The organism is Arthrobacter sp. R3-55, assembly GCF_054161505.1.
In genome coordinates this window covers 505,934-521,529 of the sequence record NZ_CP096423.1, presented here as the reverse complement: position 1 = coordinate 521,529, position 15,596 = coordinate 505,934, and the positions used below count along the sequence as shown (strand labels likewise).

Genomic DNA, 15,596 nt, shown 5'->3' with positions numbered 1-15,596 from the left:
TTGAACTTAAGTAAGCCTAACCTAAGCTCGAAAGCGGCCAGAGATTATGACGCCTGCCCCGATGCACCCTTCCGCCCCGGCAGGCGGCCCCGGAAGCTACCGCGATCAGTGGGGGATCCCGCACTTATGGGCGGATTCCGCGGACGATCTCGCCTTTCTCCAAGGCATGAATGCCGCAACGGACCGCTCGTGGCAGATCGAGTTGGAGCGCTGGCGTTCGGAAGGCCGGACAGCGGAAGTCCTGGGCGTTGACGCCGTGGTCTGGGACCGGTTCGCCCGCCAAGCCCGGCTGGACGACACCGCACGCCGCTGTTTTGAAAACCTCGACACCGACACTCAGCGGTGGTGCGCAAGATACGTGGCCGGCATCAACCAGGCACTGGCAGACGGACGCCGTGGCGGCCCGGAATTTCAAGAATCCGGCAGCGAACCTGAACCGTGGAACCCCTGGACCCCTATGGGCGTCTTCCTGGTGCACCACGTCCTGTTTTCAACCTTTCCCAACAAACTGTTCCGCGCCCACGTCGCCCGGACATTGGGTGAGGACGCCGTGAGCCTGTTCAGCATCGAAGCTCCCGTCTGGTCCGGCAGCAACGCCTGGGCCGCGCACGGCTCGACGACGGCAAGCGGGCTCCCGCTGATCGCCGGTGACCCCCACCGCCTCCTGGAACTCCCCGGCGTGTACCAGCAAATACGGCTCGCCTGCCCGGAGTTCGACGCCGTTGGCTTCGCATTTCCCGGCGTACCCGGCCTCCCGCACTTCGCCCACACCGGGCACACCGCCTGGGCCATCACCAACGCCATGGCCGATTACCAGGACCTCTTCGAGGAAGAACTGCGCCGGGTCACGGACCCCACCGGGGAACGCATCGAGGCGCGGGGAGCGCAAGGGTGGGAAACCGCCGTCGTGAGCGTGGAAACCATCACCGTCCGCGACGGCGAGCCGGTCACCACTGAGGTCATTGAAACCGCGCGCGGCTCGGTGATCTCCGAAGCGCCCGACGGCGATGCGCTGAGTTTGCGCTTTCCCGCCCGCGTTGAACGGCGGCTGGGTTTCGAGGCCCTCCTGCCGTTGTTGCGGAGCCGGAGTGTCTCCGAGGTGGAAACGGCCTTCGACGCCTGGGTGGAGCCCGTCAACAGCGTGGTGGCCGCGGATACTTCCGGAGCCGTGCGGCACTTTGTTGCCGGGCTGGTTCCGCAACGCAATCCCGCCAACCGGCGCCTGCCTGCTCCAGCCTTCTCCGACCGTCATCAGTGGGAAGGGCAGTACGTGATCCTGCCACGCACCGAGGTGGACCGTTTTGCCGTGAGCGCGAACGACCGCGCGGCCGGAGGGGGTGACGCCGTGGCCATGGAATTCGCCCCGGCGCATCGGGCGGCGCGCATCCGCGAACTGCTCGAGTCGGCGTCGGGGCCGTTGTCCGTGGATGACATGCAGACCATTCATACCGATACCCAACTGGGTCCGTGGCCTCTGTTCCGTTCGGTGCTCTCCGGGGTGTCCGTGGAAAATTCGGTCGCGGATAGTTCGTCTGCGGATGACTCGTCCAAGGCGGGGGGTTCGTCCAGGGCGGGCGGTTTGTCCAGGAAAGGCGGTTTGTCCAGGACAGGCGAGGGCGTGCGTTCGCTGCTGCTCGAATGGGACGGCCGCATGGATGCCGGCAGTCACCACGCTGCAGTGTTCGCGTCATGGCGGGGCTCGTTGGTCCGGAGGCTGGCGCAGCATCCCGCACTGGCGCCGTTGAACGAACCAACGGGCTACTCGCCGTTATTCGGACCCTGGTTATCGGTGGCCTCCCGCATCGGCTTCGCGCTGGAGACGCTGCTGGTCCGAGGCCCCGAACTGGGCATCAGCATTGATGCGGAAGCGGCTGCGGCACTTGAGGACGTCGCGCTCGAAGAATCCCGGGGGCTCTCCTGGGGCGACCGGCATCAGCTTCTGGCCGTGCATGTCCTTCCCGGCCCGCTGGCCTCCTCGGCCCCCCGTGCCGGCCTCAGCGGAGATACCGGCTGTGTTCTCTGCACCGAGAGCCTGCCCGGCGTTGATGACCGAAGCTTTCGTGGACCTGTGGCCCGCTACGTCTGGGACCTCTCGGATCGGCGCAACAGCCGGTGGATCGTCCCGTTCGGGGCTTCCGGCACACCGGAGCACCAACACTTCGCCGACCAACTACCGCTCTGGACCGCCGGAGAACTCACACCCGTGGTGACCGACTGGTCGCTTCTGGCCAAAGACACGCCCTGACCCATTCCGCTCCACGCATCAAGCACGCATCAGCCCCGCATCAGCCCCGAAGGAAGCCATGACCACCGTTACCCAGGACTTCTCTGTCCGAGCCACCGTCTACTCCGAAGATCTCGAAGGATGGGGCGCGCTGCGGCTCGTCCCGCTGGTTCCCGCCGAGGACATTGACCTCATCTTCGAATGGGTCACCCAACCCCGCGCCAAGTTCTGGGGAATGACCGAAAACTCCCGCGAGGAAGTCCAAGGGATCTACGAGTTCCTGGACTCCTTGGAGACCCACCACGCGTTCCTGGCCATCCTTGATGGGGAACCGCTGGCCCTTTTCCAGACCTACGAGCCACTGCACGATCCCGTGGGCGAGGCCTACCCCGCGCGGGAGGCGGACATCGGCATGCACCTGCTGCTGGCACCGGCTACCCGGCCCATCCCACACTTCACCCCGCGGCTTGGCACGTCCTTGATCAAGTACATGTTCTCCCTGCCCGGCAAGGACCGTATTGTGGTGGAGCCCGACTCCCGCAATGCCAAAGCCCTCCGTCGTTTGGAAGCTACCTGCTTTGAGCTTGGCCCCATCATCCAGCTCGCCGAGAAGGAAGCCCAGCTCGGATTCCTGACGAGGGCAGGCTTTGATGAGATCCAGGAGCAGCAGGCCCGCTAGCGCCAGACGAAACTCCAGGTTCCCGCGCCGACGGCTGCGAGCACTGCACCGGCGGCGATGAGAAGCCCGCCAAGGACCACCCATACGTCCAGCAGTGAGTACGTGGATTCGCGTGCCCAGGTTCGCTGCCCGCCGCCGAAGCCGCGCGCTTCCATGGTCACCGCCAAACGCGACGCCCTCCTCACGGCCTGGACCAGTAACCCGAAGCTCTGGCCGAGAGTAGCCTTCAACCGTTGGAACGGGCTGCCTTGGGAACCGACACCACGGGCGCGGCGGGCCATGCCGATTGTCTGCCACTCTTCTGCCATCAGGCCCACCAGCCTCATGGCTGCCAGGGAGCCCAGGACAAATCGGTGCGGCAGCTTGGCCTTTTGCGCCAGCGCATCGGCCAGATCAGTCGGGTCCGTGCAGGTCATCAGCAGGATCGCCGGTAAGGCAATCGCCAAACCGCGCAGCATGAAACCCAGCCCCAGTTCAAGGGAACCTTCGCTGATGGACCAGAGTCCGACGTCGAGCAGTACAGCGCCGCTGTCCGCCGCCACGATCGCCGTGCTCCAGCCGCCAATCGCTGCCGCCATGATCAAAGGCCAGGCCCGCTGCCACAAAAGGCGTACAGTGAGGCCGGCCAGCGGGAAGAGCGCCAGTTCCGCAAGGAGTGCTGTTGACGCCGATACCCAGTCGATGGACAAGGCCAGCACCAGGGAAATCAGGAAGACCGACACGAACTTGGCCAAGGGGTTGGCGCGGGTCAGCAGGGCGTGGTTTCCGCGAATGTTCAAAGCGTCCCTCACGCCGCACCCGCTTCCTGATGCGTGGCCTCACCTTGGGAGATCGGGCCGAGCCGCAGTTCCGTGCCTCCGAGTACTGCACTGAATTCCTGGTCGTGGGTCACGGACACCACCGCCGTACCGGCATCCAACAGCTCCGAAAGAAAGGACGCCAGCTCGGCCCAGGTATTGGCGTCCTGGCCGAACGTTGGCTCATCGAGCACCAGGACCTTGGGGTGCGCAGCCAGGACCGTGGCCACCGAAAGCCGCCGCTTCTCGCCCCCGGAGAGCGTGTAGGGGTTGGCATCCACCAGGTGTGTGAGTCGCAGCCGCTCCAGGAGCTCGTCCACGCGTTCCTCACCGTGGCCCAAATGCCTGGGACCAAACATCAATTCGTCCAGCACGTTGCCTGTGACAAACTGGTGCTCCGGTTCCTGGAACACCGTGCCGATACGGGAGATCAGCTGCTCCGCTTTCCACTTGAACGGGTCAATACCCGCACCCTCGGAAAGCTCGACGGCGGCACTCACCGTACCGTCCACCGGCGCCAAAAGACCGGCCAATGTGAGCGCAAAAGTGGACTTGCCGGCACCGTTCGGTCCTGTGACCGTCAGGGCTTGGCCTGCCCTGACCTGTGCACTGATCCCGGATTGCGCGGGGACGGGCGGTATGGTTTTGAAGCCCTTGCGCCGCGGTTTTTCCCGGGACACGGCCAGATCCTGGGTTGCCAGGAGAAGCTGCGCGGTGTCGGGCTGGTTCAGGCGGCCCCTGGTTGCAGGAACGTACCCCGGCACCCAGACACCGGCCGACATCAGCATGGTGCGGGCTTCGGACAGGACCTGGTCCGGTGGGCCGTCCAAGAGGACGCCGGCGGTTGACCCAGGCGCCAGGACCACAATCCGGTCCACCAGGTCCTTCCATACGGACACCCGGTGTTCCACAACCACCAAGGTGGCACCGGTCTTATCCAGGCAGCGCCGAACAGCATCACGGACTTCCAGCACTCCGGCCGGATCCAGGTTGGCCGTCGGCTCGTCCAAGAGGATCAGGCCGGGGCGCATCGCCAAAATACCGGCAAGCGCAAGGCGCTGCTTTTGGCCTCCGGACAGTGCCGCCGTCGGGTGATCCAGTGGCAAACCGCCGCCGGCAGCGGTGCGCAACCCGACGTCGTCGAGCGCTTCATGGACGCGGGACCAAATCTCCTCGCGCGGAACGGCAAGGTTTTCCGCGCCGAAAGCGACGTCGTCACCCACCCGGGACAGCACCACTTGCGTCTCGGGGTCCTGCTGCATCAGCCCTGCGCGCCCACGTTGCTCGCGGGGCGCAACACCGTCGATCAGCAGGGAGCCGGTCTCGTCAGAGTCGTCTTCCTCATCGCTCAGCACGCCGGCAAGGGCATGCAGGAGCGTGGACTTGCCGGCACCCGAAGGCCCCAGCAACAGCACGCGCTCTCCCGGTTCAATCCGGAGATCGAGGCTTTGAACGGCGGCTTGGGCCCGGCCGGCATGCCGCCAACCCCAGCCCTCAGCTGAGATGGCGGCAGGCCTCACCGTGCCGCTTTGCGTGGCGGACATCAGCTGAAGACTGGCTCCGAAGCGGCCTTGCGCGATGCGAAGGAGCTCAGCACGCCGGTCTTTGCCAGGCCGCGGGTGGCGATCCAGGACAGTGCGCCGGCGATTATTGCACCGGAAATCGTGGTGAAGGTGATGTAGGCCAGTTTGTCGACGGCCTCGTAGGCAATGTTCCAGCCCCAAGGCAGGAAGGAGTCGTTGAGACCGCAAAAGAGGCCCGCACCGGCGCCGGCAAGGAGGGCAGCCGGCAGGTTGAACTTCTTGTACCGGAAAGCGGCAAAGATGAGCTCGGCACCCAGACCCTGCAGAACGCCGGAGATGAGTACCGTGGTGCCGTACTGCGAACCCATGATGAGCTCCCCTGTAGCCGCAACAGCTTCACAGAAGAGCGCTGCCCCTGGCTTGCGGATAATGAGCATGCCCAGCACTGCGGGGATCATCCAACCACCGGCGATCAAGCCTGTCAGGGGCGGATATGTCGCGTTCATGGGGATGGACACCAGAGCAGCGCCCTGGGACCAGGCCCAGAAGATCACGCCGCCGGCAATGGCGATCAAGGCCGCCACAACAATGTCTACAACACGCCAGTTATAACTGGTCTTCTTCACGTTTACCGTGGTCATTTTCTGCCTCCTGAGGTTACAGGAGGGGAAAGTGCTCCCCGGATCCCGGGATCGGCTTGCGCCGCCCGTTTCCGGACACTCTGAGAAGCTCGACTCCCTTGCGCCGGTACTAACCGGATCAGGTTCGAGGGTCTGCGGCTGTCCGCACTCTCAGCGCCCTCGCGTCACCTGCATCTCTGCAAGGAACGACGGCGGCGCTCCCCTGTCGTTATCAAATCTGCCCTGATGGGCTGGTTCAGTTTACACCTGGGCGTGTTGCCGGCGCTGGCCCCCTGCCGGAATGCGGTCACAATCGGCTCTGCCCGTGCCCGTTGCGAGGCCCGCTCTGCGCCCCACCCCCGGGATCTCACACGCACACCAGGCCCCACAACAAAACCCACCCACGTTGCGAGGCCCGCTCTGCGCCCCACCCCCGGGATCTCACACGCACACCAGGCCCCACAACAACCCCCCCTACGTTGCGAGGCCCGCTCTGCGCCCCACTCCCGGGATTTAGCACGCACACCAGGCCCCACAACAACACCCACCCACGTTGCGAGGCCCGCTCTGCGCCCCACCCCCGGGAATTAGCACGCACACCAGGCCCCACAACAACACCCCCTACGTTGCGAGGCCCGCTCTGCGCCCCACCCCCGGGAACTAGCACGCACACCAGACCCCACAACCCGACCTGAGAGAATGAACCAGCAGAATCCACCGCGGCAAAAGGGGCACCTCCATGACTGACCTTCCCCAGCACGACCTCCCCCTTCCCACTGATGTATCCGAACCCCGGCTCGCTGCCAGCGTCATCCTGCTCCGCGATGCACCCGGTGGTCTCCAAGCGTTCGTCCAGCACAGGGTGAGCACCATGGATTTCGCGGCCGGAATGGTGGTCTTCCCGGGAGGCCGGGTGGATGCTGCGGACGAGTCAGGCTGGGACTACCCAGCGGACCTGCTTGAACGCCACGCCGCCGCCTGGCATTCAAGCTCAATCGGCACCGACCATTCACAGGCGCCCACCCGTGCCGGCACGGTCCTCAGTGCCGCAATCCGTGAAGTCCAAGAGGAGTCCGGGCTGAGCATCAGCGCCACGGATCTCCGCCCTTGGGCCAACTGGATCACGCCCACGGACATGCCGAAGCGCTTTGACACCTATTTTTATGTTGCCAAACCGGCCCCGGAAGCTACCCCCCGGCATCAAACCACGGAGGCGTGGCAGTCGTTGTGGATGCCCGTGGATCAGATCCTGGAATCCGAAGCAGCCGGGACCCTGAAGCTCATGCCGCCCACGTATTACCTGCTCAAAGAAATTGCGGAGTTTGAAACCGTTGAGGCTGTGTGGTCCGCAGAACACGCGGTCGTTCCGGTACTGGCACCGGCGGGTTCGCTGGCTGCGTTTCTGAAGGAGCGGGAAAGCCGCCGCTAGCGCTTGGGTGGGCCCACGGCCAGCTAGGCTGGGGGCATGAACCTCTTCTTCAAGCTGCTGGGCACCGGAGTGAGCCTCGGAGCAGGCTTCGTCGGTACAAAACTCGTCAACAAAGGGTGGGAAAAGGCCACTGGCAACAAGCCGCCCCTGGGCAATGACGACATGGAGACGAGCTTGCGTTCCGCACTGACTTTCGCCCTGATCTCGGCCTTCGTCAGCACGCTCATCCAAGTCCTGGCGAGCAGGGGCACTCAGCGCGCCATTGCACGCTTCGCCAAGACCCACGACATCGTCTAGGCACCAACAGAAGCAACGCGGGGTCACTTCCTGCCCATCCCTCAGGGGATTCAGGGCCGGAGGTGACCCCGCGTCGTTCTAACGTTCCGTGGGCTCTTGCCCCGCAGCTGCCCGCTGCACAACGGCCTCGAGTTCATCCTTCGTGAGCATCTCGCGGTGGCCGTGCTTGGTGCGGTAGGCGGAGCGGCCCACCATGTGGGCGGACACCGGTGCGGTCAGCAGTTGGAAGATCCATGCCACCAGAAGGACAGGCCACACCCACCACGTCCGCATCTGGAGGCCGATCGCGGCAAGCATGAGGAACAGTCCCAGAACCTGCGGCTTGGTGGCTGCGTGCATGCGGCTCATGAGGTCCGGGAATCGCAGCAAACCGATGGCAGCACCCAGGGACATCAGCGCACCAACCACCAGGAACACAGCGGTGACGGCATCGATCACGGCATCCACGCCGGTTGCGTCAGGACTCATTGCTCTGTTCCCTCCGTTCCGCGACGAACCGTGCAACGGTCACCGATCCAATGAACCCGATCACCGCGAGGGCCACCAGCAACATGAGGTTGTTGAGGTGCCTGTTCATTGCCATGTCGATTGCAAGGGCAGCGCCCAGGATGGCCAACAGGACATCCGATGCCAGAACCCTGTCCAGCAACGACGGGCCGATCGCGATGCGGACAATAGCCCCTGCCGCGGCCAAGCTGAGGATCACAGCTGTGGCGACGAGAACAAATTCCTTCATAGCGTTGCCCCTTCCATTCCCGGACGCTGTTCGGAATCCAAGGCCGCGACTTCTTCCCGAGTGCCCATGATCCGGATCAATCGCGCCTCGATGACGCGTGTTTCCTCACGGATCTTTTGGATATCCGCTTCTTCATAAATATTGAGCGCGTGCAAGTACAGGGTGGACGTTGAGCGGTCCACTTCCACCACCAGCGAACCCGGGATCAACGAGATCACGTGGCCCGTGGCCGTCACCATCAGGTCCGAGTGGCTCCGCAGGGGAACGGCGACGACGGCGCTGCGCACCTTGGGTCCCTTGACTACAGCCAGGAACAACACCAGGAAGCTCGCTGCCACCACTTTGCCCAGGAACATCAGCGCGAAAGGAATGGCGCGAAGGATGTTGAACCGGCCGCTGAGCTCCACCGGCGGAAGATAGAACAACTTGGCAACCAGGACTGCGATCAGGGCACCGAAAAGCAGGTTCCCCGGGCTGAAGTCCCGCCACAGGGCGCCCCAGACAATGACCAGCCAGATGAGCAGTGGGAGCTCGGTGCGGAATGAGATGGGCTTACGGCTCATTTGGCATCACCCGTCTGTGCTTCCTCGGGCTGGGCAAGCGGTGGCACTTCGACAGAATCGCCCAGGACCGAGTGGATATAGGCCGAACGGTCCAGCATGATCCCTGCGGAACCGTCGGCCACCTGGAAGAGTGGACCCGCGAAGACCGTCAGCGCAACACCGAAAACCACCAGTCCCGCCGTCGAGCCCACCATGGTGCGCGGCAGGACGCCCACGTTCCCGGGGGTCATGAGCACCGGGTCCGGATACTCGGCGTCTTCGGGCTTGCGCCAGAAGGCCCTGTTCCAGACACGGGCGATTGCCAGGAGTGTCAGAAGGCTGGTCACCACCCCGCCTACCACCAAAGTAATGGCCAAGGGCGTCCCCAGTTCCACACCTGCTTGCAGGAGGCCGAGCTTTCCAAGGAATCCTGAGAATGGCGGGATGCCCGCCAGGTTCATGGCTGGAATGAAGAACAGCAGGGCCAGCAACGGGGAGAGTTTGGCCAAGCCTCCCAACCTGTCAATGGACGAACTGCCGCCCCTGCGTTCTATGAGGCCTGTGACCAGGAACAGGCTGGTCTGGACAGTAATGTGGTGCGCCACGTAGAAGACTGCGGCGCCCAAGCCAGCGACGGAACTCATGGCCAGGCCGAACACCATGTACCCGATGTGGCTCACCAGGGTAAACGACAAGAGACGTTTGATGTCGCTCTGCGCCAGGGCACCCAATATGCCCACCACCATGGTCAGCAACGCCACCACCATGAGCGGAACGTTCAGCGTGTCCCCGGGGAACAGCAGCGTCTCGGTGCGGACCATGGCGTAGACACCCACCTTGGTCAGCAACCCGGCGAACACTGCCGTGACCGGTGCCGGCGCTGTGGGATAGGAGTCAGGAAGCCAGAAGGACAACGGGAACACAGCGGCCTTGATGCCGAAAGCCACCAGGAGCATAACGTGCAGGAGGTTTTGCGTGCCTTGGTCCAATTCCGCCAACTTGATGGCCAGGTCCGCCATCGTGATGGTTCCGGTGGCACCGTAGATCATGGCGATGGCAACGAGGAACAGCACCGAGGAGACCACTGAGACCACCACATAAGTGACGCCTGCCCGGATGCGCGGCCCGGTGCCGCCCAGGGTCATGAGCACATAGCTTGCCGTCAGCAGGATCTCAAAGCCCACGTAAAGGTTGAAGAGATCGCCGGTAAGGAAGGCGTTGGACACGCCCGCCACCAGGATCAGGTACGTGGGGTGGAAGATCGAGACAGGTGCTTCCTGGTCGCCGTCGGCCATGCCCTGGCCAGTAGCGTAGATCAACACCGCGAGGCTCACTACGGTGGAGACAACCAGCATCAGCGAGGAGAACTGGTCCACTACCAGAACCACGCCCCATGGCGGCAGCCAGCCTCCCAAAGTAACTGATGTTGTGCCGCCGTCCCACACGGAAATCAACAGGAGGCACTCGAGCAGCAAGGTTGCGCTAAGGATGCCGATGCTGACCACGCGCTGGGCGGTGTGGTGCCGGATCAACAGGAACGCAAGTGCGGCACCCAGAATCGGCAGGAGGACAGCTAGCGGCGACAGGTTTGCGAGATTCACGCGCTGCCTCCTTCCTGGTGGGGTGCCTTTTTGGGCGTCTCGGTGGCTTCGGGATGCGTGTGATCGGAACTGTTGGCCGGGGTCACGGCGAACTCTGAGGTTTCCAACGGCACAATGGCGTCGTCCTCGGCGTCGAAGCTTGGCGTCTCGGCCACTCGACGGTCCTCAATGTCGTCCTGGATCTCGTCTTGCCGTGCCAGGACCCACGTACGGTAGATGATGCCCAGCATGAAGGCCGTCACGGCGAAGGAAATGACGATCGAGGTCAGGATCAGTGCTTGGGGCAAAGGATCGCTGTAGGCTTCCGGGTCGGTGTCCTTGGTGAACAGGGGCGCCAAGCCGGCGTAGCCTCCGGTGGCCAGGATCAGGATGTTGGTGGCATTGGCCAGCAACATCAGGCCCAACAGCACACGCGTCAGGCTCCGCTCCAGGATCAAGTAGATGCCGCAGGCGTACAAAACGCCCATGACGATCAGCAGGGTCAGGTTGATGCTCATGCGGAACCTTTCCCGGATGCGGCGGATTCAGCGGCTTCTTCGGCGAGGTCGGCGGCGTCTTCCTCTGCGAGGGGTGCGCCCTTGCCCTCAAAGTGTTCGTCGATTTCGGCACCCAGGCTGCGGAGGACGTCCAGAGCCAGGCCCACCACCACGATGTACACGCCGATGTCGAAGATGGTGGAGGTAACGAACTTGATGTCTCCGAAGACCGGAAGCCAGAACTCGATGATTGCGCTCTGGAACACTTGCCCGCCAAGGAAGAGCGGCACCAGACCCGAGGCCGCCGCCGTCGCAAGTCCCGTCCCCAAAAGGGTCCCCGCGCTGACTGTCGCTGCCTCACTCAATTCGAATCGGCCGCCCGCCAGGTAGCGGATGGTCAGGGCGAGGCCTGCAGTGAGGCCGCCGGCAAAGCCACCGCCCGGCAGGTTGTGGCCGGCGAGGAGCAGGTAGATGGAGAAGACGATCATCGAGTGGAAGATCAGCCTTGTTACCACTTCGAAGATGATGGAGCGACGTTCCGGCGCCAGTGTTCGTCCCGCCACCAGCCAGGCGTCACGGCTTACGTCAGTGAACTTCTTGGCCACGGCCAGCGTGGCGCCATCGCGGGAGTCACGGTCGACGCCGGTGCGGCGCCCCACGCTGCCTTCCGGCACGGCTTCCGAAGTCTTGATGCGATCGCCGCGGCTCCGGACGAAGATCAGGCTTGCAACACCCGTGGCCGCGATGGCCAGCACCGAGATCTCGCCGAAGGTGTCCCAGGCGCGGATGTCCACCAGTGTCACATTGACGACGTTCAGGCCACCGCCGCCCTCGTAGGCCAGCCGGGGGAAGTCCAAGGAAACCGGTGTGGCCACGCGGGCACCCATGGCATAGATGGCCACGAAAATCATCGTGATGCCGAAGGCCGCCCCGATGATCACGCGGATCACCCGGAGCCTGCCGCCGGTCCTGTCCCGGAGTTCAGCAGGCAGGCTGCGCATGGCGAGCACGAACGCCACCAGGACGATCGTTTCCACCAACATCTGCGTCAGCGCAAGGTCCGGAGCGCCTTGCAAGGCGAACATGAGGGCAATTCCGTAGCCCGTCACGGAAACCATGAGCACCGCAAGGAAGCGCTTGTTGGCCCGGACAGCAGCCAGGGCGCCCACCACGATTCCCGCGCCGGCAACCATTTGCAGCGGAGAATTCGGATCGATGAAGTAGATGCCTTCAGGCAAGGGCTTGTTGGCCGCGATCAAGGCCGCCAGCGGTACCGCGAAGGCCACGGTCAGGATCACCGTCAGGTAGAAGTACAACGAACCACGCTGCGTGCGGCCCGTGACCCAGACAGCGATGTCGTCCAAGGCGCCGATGGTGTGCTGGTAGGCGCGGTCGCCGTCGACCCAGTCCGGTACCAGGCTTTGTGCCCGGGCCACGAGGTTGCGCCCGTAGAACATGGCAGCACCAGCGGCGAACGTGATCGCTGTCAGCCCCAGCGCAGGGGTGAGGCCGTGCCACAAAGCCAAGTGCCCGGCGTCGGCAGCGTCCGGAGCGTCAGCGAACAGTGCTGCATATGGCTGGATCCAGGTATCAACGGGAGCGGGCCACACGCCGTAGACAATGGTGAGCAGGCTCAGGATCGCCGGAGCGGCCAGGAAAGCGGGCTTGATGGGTTTGAACGGCGTGGGTTCAACGCCAGGCTTGATGGCAAATGCACCCCACATGAACCGGGCGCTGTAGGCGAATGTGAGGATCGATCCGATCACCAAGCCCACCAGGATCCAGATTCCCCAGGCGGGGGCATGATCGCCTGTGCCGTAGTGGACGAAGGCTTCGAACACTGATTCCTTGGCAACAAAGCCCGCCAGCGGTGGCACACCCGCCATGGACGCTGCGGCTATTGCTGCCACCACTCCCAGTGCCCGTGAGGAGCGGAAAACGCCGGAGAGCTTACGGATATCGCGCGTTCCGGACTGGTGGTCGATGATGCCCACTACCAGGAAGAGCGCCGCTTTGAACAAGCCATGTGCCAGCAGAAGTCCGAGTCCGGCCAGAGCGGCGTCGGGCTGGCCCAGGCCCACCACCATGGTGAGGAAGCCGAGCTGGCTGACCGTTCCGTAGGCAAGGATGAGTTTGATGTCGGTCTGGCGAAGCGCCCGGTATCCACCCACGAGCATGGTGGCCAAGCCCAGCCCCAGGACCACGGGCAGCCAAAACTCCGACGTCGAAAACCCCGGAGCGAGGCGCGCCACGATGTAGATGCCCGCTTTGACCATCGCTGCCGCGTGCAGGTAGGCGCTCACGGGCGTGGGTGCCGCCATGGCGCCGGGCAGCCAGAAATGGAAGGGCACCAGCGCCGATTTGGTGACTGCACCGGCCAGGATCAGCACGACGGCGGCAGCCACCGCACCTGCCATGGGCCCGGTCATGAGCGGTGCTGCTTGGTCCAGGATCGCCGAGATGCGATACGTTCCCGCCGCCTGACCCAGGATGATGAGCCCGACGAGCATTGCCAGGCCGCCAGCGGTAGTGACCATGAGAGCCTGCAGCGCTGAGCGGCGGGCTGCCAAGCGGGTACGCGCATAACCGATGAGGAGGTAGGACAGGATGGTGGTGAGTTCCCAGAAGACGAACAACATCAGGAGGTCATCGGAGGTCACCAGGCCGAACATGGCTCCGGCGAAGGCCAGCAACTGGGCACCAAACCCGCCAAGGTCGGCATCCTTGTTCTTGAAGTAGCGGGCGCAATAGACCAGCACCAGGGAGCCGACGCCGAGGATCAGGAGGGACATGATCCATGCCAACGGATCCATGCGGAATGCCAGTTCCAACTGCAAAGTGGGGATCCACGGAAGAAGTTCTTCTATGCCGCCACCGGAATACACGGGTCCGTATTGGAAGAGCAACCAAATGAAAGCACCGGCCGGGACCGCTGCCAGGACGTAGAACGCGTTCCGGCCCAGTTTGCTGAAGATCAAGGGCGCCACAGTTGCCGCTACAAAGGTGATGGCGAGAACTGTGAGCACTGTTTTCTCCGCAAAGTCAGGAAGCAATTGTCAAAAGTTGGAGCAGGCGGTCATACGTTGGGTTCGGTCTACCAAGTTTATCAAGGGGGGCGGACAGTTTTTCGCCAGGGAAGCGGCCCGGAGGTTACGTTTCAATCCCTGTTCTCCACATAGCGGTCTGTCATCCGCCCGCCGTTCTCCCCGCCGCTATAGCATCGAGCTATGAACGCGGCCGCAGTTCCCGAAGCCTCCCACCCGACGTCCGAGCTGGCGTCAGGACCTGTCTCCTCGAAGAAGGGCCAGATCCTCGCCTGGGCGTCCTGGGACTGGGGTTCGGCTGCCTTCAACGCGCTCATGACCACGTTCGTTTTCACTGTGTACCTCACGTCCAATGCTTTCGGCGGAGAGGACGCAGCCTCCGCGGCGCTTGGGGCCGCCCTGGCCATCGCGGGCCTTGCCATCGCGCTGCTTGCTCCGGTCACCGGCCAGCGCTCTGATGCCGGGGGCCGCCGCAAGCTGTGGCTCGGCGTCAACACTGCCGCCACTGCAGTGCTTACTGCACTCTGTTTCTTTGTCTTTCCCCGGCCGGAATTCCTCTTGCTGGGTGTTTGCCTCATCGCGCTGGGCAACATCTTCTTTGAGTTCGCCGGCGTCAACTACAACGCCATGCTGGCCCAGATCTCTACCCCGAAGAACATCGGCAAAGTCAGTGGCTTTGGCTGGGCCATGGGCTACCTGGGCGGAATCGTGGCACTTCTGCTGGTGCTGCAGTTGTTCGTTCAGCCGTCCTTCGACTGGTTCGGCGCGTCCACGCAGGATTCCCTCAACATCCGCCTGGTGGCAGTGTTCTCGGCGCTGTGGTTCTTCATCTTCGCCCTGCCGGTGATGTTCGCGGTCCCTGAAGTTCCCGCGAAGAAGGCCACCGCATCCTTGGGCTTCCTGGCCTCGTACAAGCTGCTGATCCGCCGTGTCGGGGCCATCTACCGCACCAGTCCCCACACCATCTATTTCCTGCTCTCCAGCGCCATCTTCCGTGACGGTCTCGCTGCTGTCTTCACCTTCGGTGGCGTCATTGCAGCAGGTACGTTCGGTTTTGAACTCAAGGAAGTCATCTTCTTTGCCATCTTCGGCAACGTCGTCGCCGCCGTGGGCGCCATCATCGGCGGCTTCCTCGATGACAGGATCGGCCCCAAAAGCGTCATTGTCCTCTCGCTCGTGGGCCTCCTCGTCGCGGGCACCTTCATTCTGGTGCTGGGCAACGGCGACTACGTCTTCTTCGGTAATGACTGGCCCGCAAGCAACACCTTCTGGATCTTCGGCCTGATGCTTTGCCTCTTCGTAGGCCCGGCACAGTCCTCGTCACGGGCCTACCTTGCCAGGCTCGCACCGGAAGGCGAGGCAGGTGAGCTGTTCGGCTTGTACGCCACCACAGGCCGGGCTGTCAGCTTCCTCGCTCCCACACTCTTCACTCTTTGTATTGCCATCGCTTCTCCCCTGGTTGCCGAGGGCGAAGCCCAGCGTTGGGGCATCCTCGGAATCATGGTGGTTCTCCTGGCCGGCCTCCTTGTGATCCTGCCGGTCAAGCCACCGGCGAAAGTGGAAATAGCTGTGGTCCCAGAGCGTTAACTACAAAGGACCGGTTGAGTGCGGGGGTCGTACCAGCCAGG

At 63.6% G+C, this 15,596-nt stretch carries 14 protein-coding genes and 1 riboswitch; of the genes, 5 read left to right on the top strand and 9 right to left on the bottom strand.

Going from position 1 to position 15,596, the window contains the following annotated elements; genetic code table 11:
• Positions 1-46: 46 nt before the first annotated feature.
• The gene (locus M1D51_RS02520) at positions 47-2,245 is read left to right on the top strand and encodes a penicillin acylase family protein (protein WP_458108401.1); all 2,199 of its coding nucleotides are present in this window, start codon (positions 47-49) and stop codon (positions 2,243-2,245) included.
• Between the two features lie 58 nt (positions 2,246-2,303).
• Positions 2,304-2,903, top strand: coding sequence for a GNAT family N-acetyltransferase (locus M1D51_RS02515; RefSeq protein ID WP_458108400.1), 600 nt, complete (start codon positions 2,304-2,306; stop codon positions 2,901-2,903).
• Here M1D51_RS02515 and M1D51_RS02510 read toward each other — a convergent pair.
• Genes M1D51_RS02510 through M1D51_RS02500 form a run of 3 tightly spaced genes read right to left on the bottom strand, consistent with a single transcriptional unit; the run spans position 2,900 to position 5,864 of the window.
• Positions 2,900-3,694 carry an energy-coupling factor transporter transmembrane component T family protein gene (locus M1D51_RS02510; RefSeq protein WP_172326447.1) on the bottom strand — a complete coding sequence of 265 codons (795 nt, stop codon included), beginning with the start codon at positions 3,692-3,694 and terminating at the stop codon, positions 2,900-2,902. The genes M1D51_RS02515 and M1D51_RS02510 overlap by 4 nt on opposite strands.
• Entirely contained in the window at positions 3,691-5,244 is a 1,554-nt protein-coding gene (locus M1D51_RS02505; RefSeq protein ID WP_458108399.1) for an ABC transporter ATP-binding protein, read from the bottom strand. The genes M1D51_RS02510 and M1D51_RS02505 overlap by 4 nt, the downstream gene beginning before the upstream one ends.
• The gene (locus tag M1D51_RS02500; RefSeq protein ID WP_458108398.1) at positions 5,244-5,864 is read right to left on the bottom strand and encodes an ECF transporter S component; all 621 of its coding nucleotides are present in this window, start codon (positions 5,862-5,864) and stop codon (positions 5,244-5,246) included. The genes M1D51_RS02505 and M1D51_RS02500 overlap by 1 nt, the downstream gene beginning before the upstream one ends.
• Before the next feature lie 77 nt (positions 5,865-5,941).
• A riboswitch (TPP riboswitch) is annotated at positions 5,942-6,078 on the bottom strand.
• A gap of 504 nt (positions 6,079-6,582) precedes the next feature.
• Between M1D51_RS02500 and M1D51_RS02495 the strand changes: the two genes are divergently transcribed.
• Both M1D51_RS02495 and M1D51_RS02490 read left to right on the top strand, forming a co-directional pair.
• Entirely contained in the window at positions 6,583-7,272 is a 690-nt protein-coding gene (locus M1D51_RS02495; RefSeq protein ID WP_458108397.1) for an NUDIX hydrolase, read from the top strand.
• Between the two features lie 36 nt (positions 7,273-7,308).
• The gene (locus tag M1D51_RS02490) at positions 7,309-7,569 is read left to right on the top strand and encodes a DUF4235 domain-containing protein (RefSeq protein WP_172322289.1); all 261 of its coding nucleotides are present in this window, start codon (positions 7,309-7,311) and stop codon (positions 7,567-7,569) included.
• Between the two features lie 78 nt (positions 7,570-7,647).
• On the opposite strand, the gene mnhG is transcribed toward M1D51_RS02490, so the two are convergent.
• Genes mnhG through M1D51_RS02460 form a run of 6 tightly spaced genes read right to left on the bottom strand, consistent with a single transcriptional unit; the run spans position 7,648 to position 13,950 of the window.
• Positions 7,648-8,037: a monovalent cation/H(+) antiporter subunit G gene (gene mnhG / locus M1D51_RS02485; protein WP_172322290.1), complete on the bottom strand. Its 390-nt coding sequence runs from the start codon at positions 8,035-8,037 to the stop codon at positions 7,648-7,650.
• Positions 8,027-8,305, bottom strand: coding sequence for a monovalent cation/H+ antiporter complex subunit F (locus tag M1D51_RS02480; protein ID WP_172322291.1), 279 nt, complete (start codon positions 8,303-8,305; stop codon positions 8,027-8,029). The genes mnhG and M1D51_RS02480 overlap by 11 nt, the downstream gene beginning before the upstream one ends.
• Entirely contained in the window at positions 8,302-8,868 is a 567-nt protein-coding gene (locus M1D51_RS02475) for a Na+/H+ antiporter subunit E (RefSeq protein ID WP_172322292.1), read from the bottom strand. The genes M1D51_RS02480 and M1D51_RS02475 overlap by 4 nt, the downstream gene beginning before the upstream one ends.
• On the bottom strand, positions 8,865-10,448 hold the full coding sequence (locus M1D51_RS02470; RefSeq protein WP_172322293.1) for a Na+/H+ antiporter subunit D: 1,584 nt from the start codon (positions 10,446-10,448) through the stop codon (positions 8,865-8,867). The genes M1D51_RS02475 and M1D51_RS02470 overlap by 4 nt, the downstream gene beginning before the upstream one ends.
• Positions 10,445-10,945 (bottom strand): Na(+)/H(+) antiporter subunit C, encoded by a 501-nt coding sequence (locus M1D51_RS02465; protein WP_172322294.1) that lies wholly within the window; start codon positions 10,943-10,945, stop codon positions 10,445-10,447. Before M1D51_RS02465 ends, M1D51_RS02470 begins: the two co-directional genes overlap by 4 nt.
• Entirely contained in the window at positions 10,942-13,950 is a 3,009-nt protein-coding gene (locus tag M1D51_RS02460; RefSeq protein ID WP_458108396.1) for a Na+/H+ antiporter subunit A, read from the bottom strand. Before M1D51_RS02460 ends, M1D51_RS02465 begins: the two co-directional genes overlap by 4 nt.
• A 201-nt stretch (positions 13,951-14,151) precedes the next feature.
• Here M1D51_RS02460 and M1D51_RS02455 point away from each other — a divergent pair, with 201 nt between their 5' ends.
• Complete coding sequence (locus M1D51_RS02455; RefSeq protein ID WP_458108395.1) at positions 14,152-15,555, top strand: MFS transporter; 1,404 nt, start codon at positions 14,152-14,154, stop codon at positions 15,553-15,555.
• The last annotated feature ends 41 nt before the right edge of the window (positions 15,556-15,596 follow it).

What these genes read in the sequence shown, in the direction of transcription:
- M1D51_RS02515 (WP_458108400.1), top strand. Translation starts at nt 2,304, where the DNA reads ATGACCACCGTTACCCAGGACTTCTCTGTCCGAGCCACCGTCTACTCC.
- M1D51_RS02480 (WP_172322291.1), bottom strand. Translation starts at nt 8,305, where the DNA reads ATGAAGGAATTTGTTCTCGTCGCCACAGCTGTGATCCTCAGCTTGGCC.
- M1D51_RS02475 (WP_172322292.1), bottom strand. Translation starts at nt 8,868, where the DNA reads ATGAGCCGTAAGCCCATCTCATTCCGCACCGAGCTCCCACTGCTCATC.
- M1D51_RS02520 (WP_458108401.1), top strand. Translation starts at nt 47, where the DNA reads ATGACGCCTGCCCCGATGCACCCTTCCGCCCCGGCAGGCGGCCCCGGA.
- M1D51_RS02455 (WP_458108395.1), top strand. Translation starts at nt 14,152, where the DNA reads ATGAACGCGGCCGCAGTTCCCGAAGCCTCCCACCCGACGTCCGAGCTG.
- M1D51_RS02505 (WP_458108399.1), bottom strand. Translation starts at nt 5,244, where the DNA reads ATGTCCGCCACGCAAAGCGGCACGGTGAGGCCTGCCGCCATCTCAGCT.
- M1D51_RS02500 (WP_458108398.1), bottom strand. Translation starts at nt 5,864, where the DNA reads ATGACCACGGTAAACGTGAAGAAGACCAGTTATAACTGGCGTGTTGTA.
- M1D51_RS02495 (WP_458108397.1), top strand. Translation starts at nt 6,583, where the DNA reads ATGACTGACCTTCCCCAGCACGACCTCCCCCTTCCCACTGATGTATCC.
- mnhG (WP_172322290.1), bottom strand. Translation starts at nt 8,037, where the DNA reads ATGAGTCCTGACGCAACCGGCGTGGATGCCGTGATCGATGCCGTCACC.
- M1D51_RS02465 (WP_172322294.1), bottom strand. Translation starts at nt 10,945, where the DNA reads ATGAGCATCAACCTGACCCTGCTGATCGTCATGGGCGTTTTGTACGCC.
- M1D51_RS02490 (WP_172322289.1), top strand. Translation starts at nt 7,309, where the DNA reads ATGAACCTCTTCTTCAAGCTGCTGGGCACCGGAGTGAGCCTCGGAGCA.